Here is a 15,072-nt window from a genome sequence, read left to right on the forward strand (position 1 = left end):
TGAAGTGGTAATATTTCATTACTACGATAAATATTTCTTTTCATGAGAAAGATTTCTGCTATAATAGTTGTAATACTGAAACGTTTTAATAGAAGAAAGAGTCAAAATTATAAATGAACGATTGAAAGAGGGCTAGTAAATAGGGATTGGCATGAAAGAGAGTGGAATTTATCAGCTGAAAGATTCCACCATGTTTCAACCTATTGAACCTGCCTCTATAGTCTGGTGAAAACCATCAGCGGTGATTGAGACGTTAACTCATGAAAGTGGAATGTTTAAAAGAGAGCATTCAATTAAGGTGGTACCGCGAACCTAACTCGTCCTTATGTATTAAGGCTTGAGTTAGGTTTTTTTTAATCTTTTAAAAAACTAGACTGAGACATCACTACATGGGTGTTCGTGCTCTTAAAAGGAATGAATCATATGGGGAAGAAAAGAATGATCGTTAAAATTGGCAGCAGTTCATTAACGAATGAAAGGGGAGAGATTGACCGCTATAAATTTACCGATCATATATTAGCAATTGCAAAAATACAGAAGATGGGCCATGAAGTGATTGTCGTATCCTCGGGAGCAGTAGCAGCAGGTTTTAGAAAACTAGGTTATTCTTCCCGTCCCATTACATTAAAAGGGAAACAAGCTGCGGCTGCTATCGGTCAAGGATTATTAATTCAAAGTTACATGGAAGCCTTATTAAAATTTGACACCTTGGCAGCGCAAATTTTACTGACTCGATCCGACTTTAACAATCAAGTCCGCTTTAGAAATGCGTACGATACGATTATGGAACTGTTAGATCGTAAAGTCATACCGATTATTAACGAAAATGACACTGTTTCTATTGAGGAATTGACTTTCGGGGATAATGATATGTTATCAGCACTCGTTAGCGGGCTTGTTCATGCTGATTTACTTGTAATTTTAACAGATATTAATGGCTTATATGATCAAAACCCGTTTAAGTACCCAAATGCCAGCCGAATTGACTTCTTAAATGAAATTACTGATGTGCAAATGAAAGCGACAGACGGTGCGGGCTCTAAAGTTGGTACTGGCGGCATGTACTCAAAGTTGAATGCTGCTAAAACAGCTATGGAATTAAATGTTCCGGTTTTTATCGGTACTGGTAAAGGTGAAGACAAACTTATAAGCATCCTTAATGGAACTGGAGACGGTACATATCTTTCTAATCAGCAAATGAAAAAGATTAATACGAAACGGCAATGGATTGCCCTTCATTCAACGGTCAAAGGAAAAATCTATGTGGATAAAGGTGCCGAAAAAGCACTTGTGCATGGTGGTGGCAGTCTATTATCACCTGGAATTGTTAAAATTGATGGAAGTTTTCTTTCGGGTGAGGTTGTTGAAGTGAGGTTTGAAAGTCAACTAATTGCTAGGGGAGAAGTAAGTTGTTCTAGTCAATATCTTACGCAAACAGCACATAAGAAAAACCGAATTAAAGAAGTGATTCATCGTGATAAATTAGTTTTGGAATCGAATAGGAGTGAAGGGAAATGACAAGTGAAGTATATGAAAAAGGTAAGTTAGCAAAAAAAGCGAGCTATCGTTTAAGTGGAGCTACGACAGCAGAAAAAAATCAAGCATTAAAGGCCATTGCCAATCAATTAATAGAAGATCAAGAGGAGATCCGTTTAGCCAATGAAAAAGATATAAGGATGGCGCGTGGCCACATGAGTGACAGTATGATTGATCGTCTTATGTTAGATGAGTCTAGAATAAAAGCAATGGCACAAGCGGTCACTGATATCGCACAACTTGACGATCCTATAGATCGTGTATTGCAGACAATAAAAAAAGAAAATGGTCTACTTATTCAACAAAAGTCAGTCCCACTGGGTGTTATAGGCATGATTTACGAGGCAAGACCTAACGTAACTATTGATGCAGCTTCACTAGCTTTAAAGACAAATAATTGTGTAATTTTACGAGGGAGTAAAACGGCTCTACATAGTAATCGTGCGCTTGTCCAAACTGTTCATCGGGCATTACAATCGACGGAGCTACCAATTGATAGCGTCTTATTAATTGAAGATACGAGTAGAGAAGCTGCCAAAGAATTATTTCATCTTCATACTTTTCTCGATGTGCTTATCCCTAGAGGTGGAAAAGGATTGATTGATACTGTTGTACGTGAGGCATCCGTGCCGGTTATTGAAACAGGCGCAGGCAATTGCCATATGTATATTGATGAGTTTGCGGAATTAGAAATGGCGAAGAAAGTAGTATTAAATGCGAAGAAACAAAGACCTTCTGTTTGCAATAGTATCGAATCTCTTTTGATTCATACTCATTGGTTGGAAAAATACGGGGGAGAATTTTTAGCTTACATGGAGAACGAGGGAATTGAAATGGTTGGTGATCAATATGTGAAAGCCATTCTTCCTCACATCGAATTAGCCACTACAGAAGATTTTCACAGTGAGTTTCTTTGCTTAAAAATGAGCGTTAAAACAGTTGCCTCTGTTGAAGACGCCATTACTCATATTCGTCAATATGGGACAAAGCATTCAGAAGCAATTATAACTGAAAATAATAGTCGTGCAGCAACCTTTATGAATCATGTAGATGCTGCTGCTGTTTATCATAATGCTTCAACAAGATTTACAGATGGATTTGAATTTGGTTTTGGCGCTGAGATTGGCATTAGCACACAAAAAATGCATGTGCGTGGACCAATGGGATTAAAAGCATTAACATCAAGTAAATATTTTATTGAAGGCAATGGACAAATAAGAGAATAATTGTTAGCTAGAAGTTAGAGGAATTTTGCTAGCGTTAGAGAAGTATAAATGAATAAGATGATATTCTTCTAAAAAGGTGTGACTTATACATGGAAACTATTCCTAAGCCAGCGGCGACAGTCTTATTAATCAATCCACAAGGACAAGTATATATGACGAAACGCCCAGCAACAATGAAATTTCTTGCTGGGCATTATGTTTTTCCTGGTGGCGCAGTGGATGAGAAAGACTCGCTGCTATCTAATAGATTAATTGCTCCAACAGATCAGGCAAATATCCCTTTAGCTTATTATGTTGCTGCCGCAAGAGAAGTCTATGAAGAAATTGGAGTTTTCCTTGGATGTGATAGAACAGGGGAGCCGCTCTCATTTCAAAGAGAAGAAAGTTTGAACGATAGGAAAAGGCTCTTAAAAAAGGAAATAAGTTTTATCGAGTTATTAAAAGAAAAAGAAGCCGCGCTAGATTGTCGCTGCTTCACATATATCGGCCATAAAACGACACCAGCAAAAAGTCCAATACGTTTTGATACACGTTTCTTTATTACGCGTCTTCCAAAACGGCAACAACCAATTCCTGATCCTTATGAAGTGGCAGAAGCCAGGTGGATATATCCAAAAGATGCTTTGCATGCATATGAGAAGGGCGAAATTAAACTCATACACCCGACTATCCGTTCACTTGAAAAAGCAATTTGTTGGTTAGATGCAACTTCATGAATAACTTGAGTAAGCATTTCTGTTCTGTATAACCTTTCTTTCTTCTATCAACTTAATTAAATGAGCTTCTGTTGTTTTTTCTGCCACTACTTTGTTTGAAGGGTGAATATGACCAGCGTATATCTTATTCGTAATTTCGTGTAATAACAGGGGCTCATTCTCTTTTAAAATTTGTAAAATTTGTTCTTCTCTCTGTATCCTTCTATTCAGTACATAATCAATATGTTCGTATGGATTATTAATCCAATCGCCATGACCAGGACCAACCATTGTTAAGGATAATGATTTTATTTTTTCTAATGTGATGAAATAATCTTTCATATTCCCATCTGGTGTACCAATCCAAGAAGTTCCCTTTTCTATTAAATTGTCACCTGCCAGTAAAATCTTCTTAGAAGGTAAATAAAAGCTTAAATGGCCTGAAGAATGCCCTGGGAGATGTAATGCGATCAGAGATTCATCGCCTATAGATATTTCTTCGTGATCAGAAAGGTAATGGAGGTGATCAATTTGAACATTCCTTCTGATTTCCGGCTCCTCAAGTGGATGAGCAAATATAGATATTTGCCAATCAAGAAGTTGTTTCACTCCAGGTGAATGATCTTTATGTCCATGGGTGAGAAGAATCGCTTTCGGAATGGGAAGCTCATGTTTTTTTAGTGCTGTATGTAGTGTTTCTCTTGTAATGGGTTGATTATAACCAGTGTCAATGATTAGAGTTTCCTCTTTATTACCAATGATGTAGCTATTTGTTGTTGTATATGGCCAAAGAGTGGGAGTAGGAATAGGTATTCGTAAAACACTAATATCAGATTTCATTATGTCCACCTTTTATAAATAATTTGAATATTATGAATATTTTTTAGCTATTGATACTTACTGAAAAAATATGCTATGATACATAAGTATGGCTGTTTGTTATTATTGTGTAAAAGTATCCAATATAATAATACCAAAAATATTGAGATGTGTCAACTAATTTTTTATCGAGGAGTGATTCTATGCAAGAGCGACAAGAAGAGCAAAAAAGGGTTGATAGAATAATACATGAAGTGATTAAGAAGCAAGTCGCTTATATAGAAAATCGCGACCACGTACAAAAGGATGTAAAGCAATTAAAAACAGGATTTTGGGATGATGTGACAGTCAACCTAGAGGAAATGGACGATGTAATTGAGACATTTCAAAGTGTAAAGCAGCAAGCAGAATTATTAGGGGAAAGAGAACGGCGAATGGGAATGCTCGATCAATATGTCAACATATTGTCGAAACAAAAAGACTCACCCTATTTTGGCAGAATTGATTTTAAGGAAGATGGGGAAGAAAAGGAATCCATATATATTGGTGTTGCCTCATTAATGGATGAAAACGATGAGCAGTTTCTTATTTATGATTGGCGGTCACCTGTTGCGAGTATGTATTACGATTACACACCTGGAAAAGCAAAATATGACACCCCTTATGAAACAATTATGGGAGAAATGTTATTAAAGCGTCAATTTATTATAAAAAAGGGGAAAATTGAAGGGTTATTTGATACGGGTTTAACGATTGGCGATAGTGTGCTGCAGGAAGTGTTAGGTGGACACGCAAATGCACAGATGAAAAGTATTGTTGCTACGATTCAAAAGCAACAAAATGCAATTATTCGCAATGTGAAAGACGATTTGATTATTGTTCAAGGAGTGGCAGGTAGTGGGAAAACATCAGCAGCATTACAAAGAATCGCTTACCTACTATATCATTATAGGAAATCATTACATGCTGAAAATATCATGCTATTCTCGCCAAATCCGCTATTTAATAGTTATGTTTCTCAAGTGTTACCAGAATTGGGTGAGAAAAATATGAAGCAGGATACTTTTTGGCACTTCATTCAAAGTAAGTATGATGCAAAGCTTACGATAGAAACACCGCTTGATCAATTAGAATTTCTTCTTCAAGAAAATGATTCAAGTGAAAAAAGAGTCCAGGAAATTGAAAATAAGTCCTCTTTATCCTATAAATCTTCTATGGATCAATATATTAGCCATTTATTAATAGAAGGGATGATTTTCCGTGATATCACCTTTCATAATGAAAAATGGCTGACTGTCGATGAAATCGGTGAGAAATTTTATTCTTACGAAAGTAATATCTCAATCGCGAACAGACTGCAACTTATACAAGAATGGATCCTTTCTATAATAAAGAAAAAGGAGAAAGCAGAACGGAAAAAGGCATGGGTTGAGAATGAAGTAGAATTACTTGATAAAGAAGATTATTTACAAGCATATAAAAAGGCACAGCAAATAGATAATGATGGCTTTATGCAACCAGAAGTTGAGCAAGCGTATTTGATGAAAATGGTTGTAAAAAGGAGACTTAAGCCACTTCGGAAACAAATCAAATCTTTCTATTTTGTTGATATACTTGCAATGTACGTTGAGTTTTTACGTACAAGTAACAAAGATGATTCGGGATTAGAGGCAACTGTATCTGGTGATATGCTGTATGAAGATGTGGTACCCTATTTATATTTAAAACAACAATTACTAAAGGAAGATGGTCATACGTCTGTACGTCATATTTTTATTGACGAAGCACAGGATTATTCACCCTTTCACTTTGCCTATTTAAAAGAGTTATTCCCGCATAGTAAGTGGACGTTATTGGGAGATGTGAATCAAACTATTCACTTTCACGCTGACAATCAGTCTGTCCTTTTTAGTAATGAAAAAGCTACAGTTTATCAATTAAGACAAAGTTATCGTTCAACAAAAGAGATTACGACATTTACTTCAAGTCTACTTTTGAATAATGAAGATATCATTCCTTTTAACCGAAGTGGCGAAAAGCCCGTTATCAAAAATGTGGATGAGAAAGAAGCGCTAACGATACTCATAGATGTCGTTCGTCGATCCGTCTCGCTAGGCCATGAAACCATTGCGATCATTGCTAGGAGTGCGAGTCAAAGTGAGGAGTGTTACCGTCAATTATTTCCTCATTTTAACAATGTGAACCTTATCCATCAAAAAACAACGGAATTTCAAAAAGGAATTACCATTATTCCATCTTATTTAGCAAAGGGGATTGAATTTGATGCTGTTGTTATCCCTGATGGTGAACAATATAAAAAAGAGAGGGACCGCTTTTTATTCTATACTGTGTGTACGAGGGCAATGCATCAATTAGTCATCCTGCAAAAATCGCAAACGAATCCGTTTATAAATGGAGCAAATGTGCACACATATGAATCTATATTATAATGATTGTTTTAGGTATGTAGGATATTATTCGTATCTTGCATACTTTTTTTATATCTTTTGATGTGTTTTTACAAATTAAAGGAGGAAAAGGGGATTTCTTGCATAACCCTTTTAAGGGAGCAATTTTTGCTTTCAACCTGATTAGAGGGAGGAATGTGAAGTGAAAAAAATGGTCGCTTGTATTGCCATCGTCACGCTATTTATGTTAACAACCTCTCAAGTATTTGCTGCTAAAACGATTACGCCTCAAGGAAAGCTTAAGCCACCAGGAGAAGTATTCACGCCGGGAGAATGGTTTCTCGGAAGTGTACCACCGAATTTAGATACAAGTAAACCCCCGATTGTCTTTGTTCAAGGAAAAAATGGTAGTTCAACTAGTTGGTATGAAGAAACGGAATATCATGGTGTAAATGATATGTATACAAAAGCGTATGAATCTGGTTATCAAACTGTGTTTTTACAATTGCATGATGCGGCAGGGGAAGGTTCGGCAAGCCAATTTGATAACGGTGAACTTCTCGCTTCGATGCTTGCTGATATTTCCGCGCATTTTCAAGGGAGAAAATTAAATATTGTCGCTCACAGTAAAGGTGGGCCAGATACACAAGCGGCCCTCATTCATTATGGTGCACACGCATATGTTGGTCGAGTCATTACATTAGGTTCCCCTCATCATGGTTCACATTTGGCTGACCTTGCTTATAGTTGGTGGGCAGGGTGGTTAGGTACGTTGTTAGGGCAAAAGGATGATGGGACCTTTTCTTTACAGGTAGGTGAAATGGCTCACTTTCGCTCAATAACTGATCATCATTCTAATGCAACGAAGAATAAGTATTACACTGTTTCCGGGACAAATAAGGGACCGTCAATGTCCGCTTTATGGATGGGTGGCCAATACTTATCCTCTGAAGGTGAAAATGATGGTTTAGTTAATGATTGGAGTACAAGATTACCATATGGTACACATCTCTTTAATGACACCTCTCTCGATCATGATAAAATTCGTATGGGCTCCGCTGTATTTTCTAGAATTGAACCATATTTGCGTACATCATCTGTAGCCGGATTGAAAACGGATGATGTAAAAAGTAGCGACACATTTATGTCTGAAGATATTTCCTCCTATACCCACGGTGGCGAATGGCAAGGGAATGCCCTTTATAAACAATCCTTTCATGTGGATGAACAACTTAAAAACATACAAATCTGGACATCAACGAAGGATGTTAAAGTTAGATTAATCTCGCCAACTGGAAAAGAGTATCAAAGTTACGCTTCATCACCTAAAAGTGCAGAAATATTTAATGGGGCAGCAGCACATAGTTTTACTGGCATTATATCTGAAACAGGCCGTTGGCAAGTGCAACTAACATCTAATAAGAAAGATAATGCCTATGTGATGAATGTTACCCATGAAGGGAAAAATAATCTAGAACTAAAGATGAATCCACTTTTCTCAAAGGATCCAGTTGCTTTCTCCCTACAATCAAACAACAATATACAATCTATCACAATGAATACGAAATTAGTGGATAAGAACGGCAATACAGTAGTGGCACCTTTAGATGTACAAAACACTTCGCGTAATGGGTCAATTGGCCAATTTAATGCTAAGTTAAGTAGTGGTGTTTATAATATGACTATTGATATAAAAGGTAAAACACTTCAAGGGGCCCCTTATGAAAGAACAGTTATTCGCTCGTTTTATGTACAATAGTAGTGTTTGATTTATCGTTTGATTGATGACTGAGGTGCTGATACTGGCATCTCTTTTTCTTTTTAACTAAAATAAAGGCAAGTCAATTGAATTAGATGGGGTGAGATGTGAATGAAGTTTATAAATAAAACAGTTATTGTCACTGGTGCAGGAAATGGAATTGGTCAAGGGGTTGCACTCGCTTATAGGCGGGAAGGTGCCAACGTAGTAGTGGCTGATTGGGATGATTCTAACTTTGCTGCGCTTGAAGCAAAGGGGCTTGATTGCCTTCAGATAAATGTCCAAGAAGAAGCAGACATTCAACGATTATTAGAACAAACAATCGAGAAGTATGGACAAGTAGATATTCTCATTAATAATGCTGGTGTATCTGTCTTTAAACCTTTGTTCGAATTAACATTAGACGAATGGGATCGTGTCATCAATACAAATGTAAGAAGCGTATTTCTAGCCACGAAAGAAGCGGCGAAATATATGAAAAATAACGAAACTGGTGGAGCGGTTGTAAATATGGCTTCTACTCGTTCGATGATGTCTGAAGTCAATTCAGAAGCCTATGCTGCTTCAAAAGGTGGCATTGTTAGTTTAACTCATGCATTAGCTCTTTCCCTAGCAGATTATCACATTACGGTTAATTGTATTTCGCCAGGGTGGATTGAGACGAATGAGAAGGCGGAACTGCGAGAAGTTGATCATCATCAGCACCCTTCAAGGAGAGTCGGGACGGTAGCTGATATAGCTAAAGCCTGTCTTTACTTAACAGATCCAGAAAATAACTTTGTGAACGGAGAGAATATTACTGTAGATGGTGGTATGACGAAGAAAATGATATATGAAGAATAAATAACTGATAAAAAGCAAGGTTCCTCTAGTAAAGAATAAAGGAACCTTGCTTGTTTATATTTCTATTTCATTGCGTCTGACCACTCTTCTACATTCCACACTTTTGTGACCCAATCTTCGTAAAAATCGGGTTCGTGGCAAACGAGGACAATGGTGCCTTTGTATGCTTTTAAGGCTCTTTTTAATTCTTCTTTCGCAGTAATATCTAAGTGGTTTGTTGGTTCGTCAAACAGCAGCCAATTGCTTTCGTTCATCATTAACTTGCAAAGACGTACTTTCGCTTGTTCTCCCCCACTTAGTTGGTTCATTGGTCTTGAAATATGTTCATTTTTTAGCCCGCATTTAGCGAGAGCTGCACGTACCTGATGCTGATCCATCGCTGGGAACTCGTTCCATACATCATCTATGGGTGTAATTTGCTCGCCTTTCACTTCCTGTTCGAAATAGGAAGGGTAGAGGAAGTCACCTCTTTCAATTTTTCCGCTAATCGCTGGGATTTTTCCAAGCATTGTTTTTAAGAGGGTAGATTTTCCGACACCGTTACAACCAACTATGGCAATGCGATCCCCTTTTTCAATCGTAATTGACATTTTTGGCAATAGGGCATGTGTATAACCAATTTCAAAATTCTCGCCTTCAAACACATAACGGCTACTAGCCCTCGACTCTTTAAATTCGAAAGTAGGTTTAGCGGCTGTTTCAGGACGATCAATTCTCTCCATCCGGTTTAATTGCTTTTGCCTACTTTTTGCACGACCTGTGGTTGAATATCTCGCCTTGTTTTTTGCGATAAAATCTTCTTGTTTCTTGATGAATTCCTGTTGCTTTTCATATGCTTGGATATGTTGATTTTTATTGATTTCTGCCAGTTCTAAGAATTTTTCATAACTAGCCGTATAGCGAGTAAGTTTAGAGAATTCTAGATGAAAAATAACATTTGAGACACCGTTCATAAATTCAGTATCATGCGAGATTAAAATGAAGGCATACGGATATTCTTTTAAATAGTTGGATAACCAGTCTATATGTTCAACATCTAAATAGTTTGTTGGTTCATCTAAGAGTAAAACTTGAGGTTGCTCAAGCAATAGTTTAGCAAGTAAGACTTTTGTTCTTTGCCCACCGCTAAGTGCTGCGACATCTCTATCCAAACCTATTGCATCTAATCCCAATCCTCTTGCGGCATCGTCTATTTTTAAGTCGATTGAATAAAATCCGCCTGCTTCTAGTGTATCTTGAATTTCTCCCATTTGCTCTAGCAAAACTTCTAATTCTTCTGGTGTGGCATCTGCCATCTTCGCTGTGACTTCATTTAATTCTTCTTCTTTTTTATATAATGGTAGAAAGGCATCTCTTAATGCATCGCGCATCGTTTTTCCAGGGGTTAAAACAGTATGTTGATCCAGATACCCATATTGAACATTAGGTGTCCATTCCACTTTGCCCCCATCGTGAATAAGTTGCCCTGTAATAATATTCATTAAAGTAGATTTACCTACCCCGTTCGCTCCAACTAACCCTACGTGATCTTCTGCTAATAAACGAAAAGACACGTCCTTAAATAATGTTCGATCGCCAAAAGTATGACTAAGATGATCAACTGTAAGTAAACTCATTTTGTAATCCTCATTTCTTCATAATCATTTAATAATCATACTAGATTTCTCGATGTTTAACTAGGGGAGAGGCGATATTTATCTATAAAAGAAAAATTCCTTTTGAGGAATGGCTGGTGGTATAATATGGTTTAAATACATATAAAAGGGGGATTGTTATGCAATTAACGATTCATGCAAAAGGAGAAGGAGCGAATGTCCTTTCTTTTTTATTGGCTAAACACCCTGAACGTCTTTATGAAAGAGATCATAAAGGGCATAAAGTACGTCTCTTTTATCAATCCTTTACTCCCAATGAGGTGAAAGTAACGATATACGTCGTTTTGGATGCTATAAGTTTATTAAGGGATAGTGGAGAGAAGTTAGATATTACACATTATATTAATGACCGTGAATTTGCAGTTAGTAGTTTGTTTTTATCGCTCATACGCTCTCCTCTTGCGACAGCCCTAAATGGCTTACCTAAGGAAGAATATTTATCATATGTGGGGCAGGTATTTCAATTTTCTTATTCATTTGGTCCAGTAAATACAGACCTTTCTGTAGAGAATCTTCGGGAGTTGTTTTCACCGCTTGGATTTAGCTTATCTGTGCAATCTGAAACGAAAAACAGTCCTCTTTATGTAACTGTTACAGGTGAGACAACGTTACAAAAGGGGTTAAGGCAGTTATTTATTCTCATTCCAGTTATTGATAATTATAAGCACTATTATATTGATGAAAAAGAGGCGGAAAAGCTTCAGCGTTTCGGAGAAGGTTGGCTAGATGATCATCCTCAAAAAGACTGGATTTATAAACGTGCCTTAAAGTATAAAGGGCTCTTAGGCGACAATATAACCGAACACACAAAGGTTGAAAAGGAAAAGAAGCAAAAAGGACTAAACCAACTACGTTATGAAAAGATAATCGAGATCATTCAATCTAAACCTCATCTTAGAAAGATAATAGACATGGGGAGTGGAGAAGGAAAACTTAGTACTAGATTAGGTTTTTTACCAAATGTGAGTGAAATAATTGCAGTTGAACCAAGTGAACGAGAAACGGTAAAGGCGACAAAAAGATATGCAAAAGCTGCCGAAAATCCGGGCTTCTTAATGCCAATGCAAAAATGGGGTTCGGTATTTTATTATGATGATGGACTAAAGAATAAAGACGTCTTTATTTTATGTGAAGTGATTGAACATATTGCCGAAGAAAAATTGCAAACGGCCATGCAACTTATTTTTCAAGAGTATAAGCCTGCGGTTTGTATTATTACAACACCGAATAAAGAATATAATACACTTTATCAACTTGGTGAATCCATGCGCCATTATGATCATCGCTTTGAATGGACAAGAGCAGAATTACATGCATGGGTTGAGAAGATGACTGCTATGTATGCATATAAGGCAAGCATTTCTAGTATAGGTGATATAGATCATGAACGAGGTGCGCCGACTCAAATAGTCGTTTTCGAAAAAGAGGTGATGGTATGAGGAGAAGAATCACAATTCCTAACGCTGGTGTCATTTTACTTGTTGGGCCTTCTGGTAGTGGTAAAACAACATTATTGCAGAACTGGATCGATAGCGGACAAATAAGAGACTCAGAAGTTTTAAGTTCAGATAAATATAGAAAAATAGTTGCAGATCAAGAGTACACCTCAGTTGAAAGCAGTAATAACAAGGTGGGGCAGATCTTATTTGAACAGTATCAAATGATTTCTAAAGAGGCATTTGAACTACTAGAATCAACCCTACAAGCAAGATGTCGTTTAAATAAATGTAGTTTCATTGATGCGACTAATATAAATAGTGATGATCGCAAAAAATTGATTTCCATTGCACATCGCCATCATTTACCGATAAGCGCAATTGTGATAGATATCGATTTAGATACATTATTAATGAGAGATAACGAACGAATATTCCCAAGGGGTTCAAAGCGCATTAAACAACAAATGAAAAGGTTCCAATATAATAAGCGTTATTTAAAAACAGAAGGTTATCATCAACTTCATATGATAAAAGAATTGAATCACTCTGTTGAAATAGCACGAATGGATGAAGTTCCTCCTATTGATGTGGGAGCAGGAATTGATATCATTGGTGATATTCATGGTTGTTATACTGAGCTATTACAATTATTAGAGAAGTTAGGTTATGAAGAAAATGAACAAGGGCTCTATACTCATCCCTTTGGGAGAAAGTTTTTATCACTAGGTGATATTATGAGTCGAGGACCGCGCTCTTTAGAAACGCTTTTATTTTTTAAAAATCATGTCAATAATAACTTAGCTTATATGATTGATAGTAATCATGGTTGGAAAATCTACAGATGGTTAAAAGGAAATCAAGTCACTTTGCAACATGGTGACGAATTGACGGCTAAAGAAATCAATCAATGGTTAGCTACCTATTCAGAAGAAGAGCAAAAACGACTGAAGGATGAGTTCATTCAGTTTTTAGGAAATGCTCCTGCACATTATATAATCGAGGATGAAGGTGTGCCGATGCTTGTATGCACGCATGCAGGGATTAAAGATGAGTATATAGGCAAGAAATCCCAACAAATATCGGATTATTGTCGATACGGTGAATCATCAAGTCGCATGAAAGATGGTATTCCCATAAGAGATGAATGGTATCATCATCATACAGGTCATATGACCATTATATGGGGGCATGATCCGAGACCATATCCGACTACTATCAACTCTACGATTAATATTGATCAAGGTGTCGTATTTGGAGGGAAATTAACAGCCTATCGATATCCCGAGAAGTCATTTGTCGCGGTGGATGCTCTCAAAAATTATAACGGTGTAGAGCATAACCCAATAATAGAATGGAAGAGCAAGAGGTTGCAACCCCCTAATATACAAGCGCTTATTGAAGGTTATCGCATACAAATGGAAGAATTCGAAGATGTAAGTGTGAAAGGTAAGTATGTCAAACCAGTCATTGGTTCGTTATCTACAGCCGATACCCATTTTGGTCAACTGGTTTATCTCCCTCCTACTATGAGTCCTGTTCCTATTCCGAGTCAGTTGCCAGATTATTTAGAACATCCAGTAGAGGCTTTTAAATATTATCGAGATTATGGTGTTAATCAACTTATTGTTGAGAAAAAGCATATGGGTTCACGGGGGATTTTACTCATTTTTAAGAATGAGGAAGTAGCATTAAACTATACTGGGATTAGTAATTTAGGTGCGATATATTCAAGAAGTGGGAAGCGCTTTTTTAAAAAGGATATAGAAGAGCGAATATTAACGGTTATTCAATCTAGTTTAAAGAAAAATGACTATTTTGATAAGTACGAAACAGACTTTGTATTACTGGATTGTGAGATCATGCCGTGGAATTTAAAGGCACAAGATTTAATCAATAAACAATATAATCTTGTAGCTGAAAGTGCAATCTTAGACCGAAAAATCTTGGATAAAGCACTAAGCGAAGCATTGGTTGAGAACCAGTGGTTAAAAGAAAATGAAGAGAAGTTAGAACGTGCAGAAAGTTTTCAAAAAGTGTATGAAAAGTATTGCTGGGAGGTTTCTGACATAGATCGCATTGTGATAGCTCCATTTCATATCCTAGCACATAGTGGAAGAGTATATCACGAAAAACCCCATACATGGCATATGACTCATGTGGAAGAACTATCCAACGTATGTAGTATTTTTAGGCCTACTGAATATTTGCTAATTGAAGATGAATCGGATTGGGAGCAAGTAATTAGTTGGTGGAAAGAAATGACAGAAGAAGGGCATGAAGGAATGGTTGTTAAACCCAACCAGTTTACCGTATGGGAAAAAGGGAAGCTGTTACAACCGGCGTTAAAGGTAAGGGGAAGAAAGTATTTACAAATCATATATGGCATGGATTATTTAGAAGAGAAATACTTAGAGCGGTTGAAGAAAAGAAACACGAAACGTAAACAAAAATTAGCTTTACAAGAATTTTCCTTAGGGATAGAGGCGTTAAACCGCTTTGTAAAGCAAGAAGAAATAGGTCGAATTCATGAATGTATTGTCGCTATACTTGCCCTCGAAGGAGATGAAGTCGACCCGAGATTATAGTCGTCATAGAGAAAAGTCATCTATATTGATGGCTTTTTTATGATGGAATTTTATCTTTCATAATCTTATTACCACAAGCGCAAATTGTACTATGCTTTAATTTAATC

10 protein-coding genes are annotated in these 15,072 nt (G+C 36.9%); 8 read left to right on the forward strand and 2 right to left on the reverse strand.

Features of this window, described 5'->3' with window-relative positions:
- Positions 1-423 precede the first annotated feature (423 nt).
- The 3 genes from proB to MHI57_RS02565 all read left to right on the forward strand — a co-directional run bounded on the left by proB (position 424) and on the right by MHI57_RS02565 (position 3,478).
- Positions 424-1,518, forward strand: a complete 1,095-nt coding sequence (gene proB, locus MHI57_RS02555) for a glutamate 5-kinase (protein WP_322909304.1) — start codon at positions 424-426, stop codon at positions 1,516-1,518.
- Positions 1,515-2,762: a glutamate-5-semialdehyde dehydrogenase gene (locus MHI57_RS02560; protein ID WP_328199346.1), complete on the forward strand. Its 1,248-nt coding sequence runs from the start codon at positions 1,515-1,517 to the stop codon at positions 2,760-2,762. The genes proB and MHI57_RS02560 overlap by 4 nt, the downstream gene beginning before the upstream one ends.
- Positions 2,763-2,851: 89 nt before the next feature.
- Complete coding sequence (locus MHI57_RS02565; RefSeq protein ID WP_095373348.1) at positions 2,852-3,478, forward strand: NUDIX hydrolase; 627 nt, start codon at positions 2,852-2,854, stop codon at positions 3,476-3,478.
- On the opposite strand, the gene MHI57_RS02570 is transcribed toward MHI57_RS02565, so the two are convergent.
- Positions 3,473-4,297 (reverse strand): MBL fold metallo-hydrolase, encoded by an 825-nt coding sequence (locus MHI57_RS02570; RefSeq protein WP_340974792.1) that lies wholly within the window; start codon positions 4,295-4,297, stop codon positions 3,473-3,475. The genes MHI57_RS02565 and MHI57_RS02570 overlap by 6 nt on opposite strands.
- Positions 4,298-4,479: 182 nt before the next feature.
- On the opposite strand from MHI57_RS02570, the gene helD reads away from it, so the two are divergent.
- The 3 genes from helD (at position 4,480) to MHI57_RS02585 (ending at position 9,286) form a co-directional block, all read left to right on the forward strand.
- The gene (helD, locus tag MHI57_RS02575) at positions 4,480-6,726 is read left to right on the forward strand and encodes an RNA polymerase recycling motor HelD (RefSeq protein WP_095373346.1); all 2,247 of its coding nucleotides are present in this window, start codon (positions 4,480-4,482) and stop codon (positions 6,724-6,726) included.
- A gap of 169 nt (positions 6,727-6,895) precedes the next feature.
- On the forward strand, positions 6,896-8,443 hold the full coding sequence (locus MHI57_RS02580) for an esterase/lipase family protein (RefSeq protein WP_322909676.1): 1,548 nt from the start codon (positions 6,896-6,898) through the stop codon (positions 8,441-8,443).
- Positions 8,444-8,554: 111 nt separating this feature from the next.
- Entirely contained in the window at positions 8,555-9,286 is a 732-nt protein-coding gene (locus MHI57_RS02585; protein WP_095373345.1) for an SDR family NAD(P)-dependent oxidoreductase, read from the forward strand.
- Positions 9,287-9,348: 62 nt separating this feature from the next.
- Here MHI57_RS02585 and MHI57_RS02590 read toward each other — a convergent pair whose 3' ends face one another.
- Positions 9,349-10,902, reverse strand: a complete 1,554-nt coding sequence (locus MHI57_RS02590; RefSeq protein WP_095373344.1) for an ABC-F family ATP-binding cassette domain-containing protein — start codon at positions 10,900-10,902, stop codon at positions 9,349-9,351.
- A gap of 158 nt (positions 10,903-11,060) precedes the next feature.
- On the opposite strand from MHI57_RS02590, the gene MHI57_RS02595 reads away from it, so the two are divergent.
- On the forward strand, positions 11,061-12,380 hold the full coding sequence (locus MHI57_RS02595) for a 3' terminal RNA ribose 2'-O-methyltransferase Hen1 (protein WP_095373343.1): 1,320 nt from the start codon (positions 11,061-11,063) through the stop codon (positions 12,378-12,380).
- A complete protein-coding gene (locus tag MHI57_RS02600; protein ID WP_340974796.1) occupies positions 12,377-14,965 on the forward strand; it encodes an AAA family ATPase in 2,589 nt (862 codons plus the stop codon). Before MHI57_RS02595 ends, MHI57_RS02600 begins: the two co-directional genes overlap by 4 nt.
- Positions 14,966-15,072: the final 107 nt, after the last annotated feature.

The organism is Cytobacillus sp. FSL K6-0129 (assembly GCF_038007625.1).
GTDB lineage: Bacteria > Bacillota > Bacilli > Bacillales > Cytobacillaceae > Cytobacillus > Cytobacillus kochii.

Excerpts from the sequence above, each read along its gene's own strand:
- proB (WP_322909304.1), top strand. The coding sequence starts at position 424 with ATGGGGAAGAAAAGAATGATCGTTAAAATTGGCAGCAGTTCATTAACG.
- MHI57_RS02560 (WP_328199346.1), top strand. The coding sequence starts at position 1,515 with ATGACAAGTGAAGTATATGAAAAAGGTAAGTTAGCAAAAAAAGCGAGC.
- MHI57_RS02565 (WP_095373348.1), top strand. The coding sequence starts at position 2,852 with ATGGAAACTATTCCTAAGCCAGCGGCGACAGTCTTATTAATCAATCCA.
- MHI57_RS02570 (WP_340974792.1), bottom strand. The coding sequence starts at position 4,297 with ATGAAATCTGATATTAGTGTTTTACGAATACCTATTCCTACTCCCACT.
- helD (WP_095373346.1), top strand. The coding sequence starts at position 4,480 with ATGCAAGAGCGACAAGAAGAGCAAAAAAGGGTTGATAGAATAATACAT.
- MHI57_RS02580 (WP_322909676.1), top strand. The coding sequence starts at position 6,896 with ATGGTCGCTTGTATTGCCATCGTCACGCTATTTATGTTAACAACCTCT.
- MHI57_RS02585 (WP_095373345.1), top strand. The coding sequence starts at position 8,555 with ATGAAGTTTATAAATAAAACAGTTATTGTCACTGGTGCAGGAAATGGA.
- MHI57_RS02590 (WP_095373344.1), bottom strand. The coding sequence starts at position 10,902 with ATGAGTTTACTTACAGTTGATCATCTTAGTCATACTTTTGGCGATCGA.
- MHI57_RS02595 (WP_095373343.1), top strand. The coding sequence starts at position 11,061 with ATGCAATTAACGATTCATGCAAAAGGAGAAGGAGCGAATGTCCTTTCT.
- MHI57_RS02600 (WP_340974796.1), top strand. The coding sequence starts at position 12,377 with ATGAGGAGAAGAATCACAATTCCTAACGCTGGTGTCATTTTACTTGTT.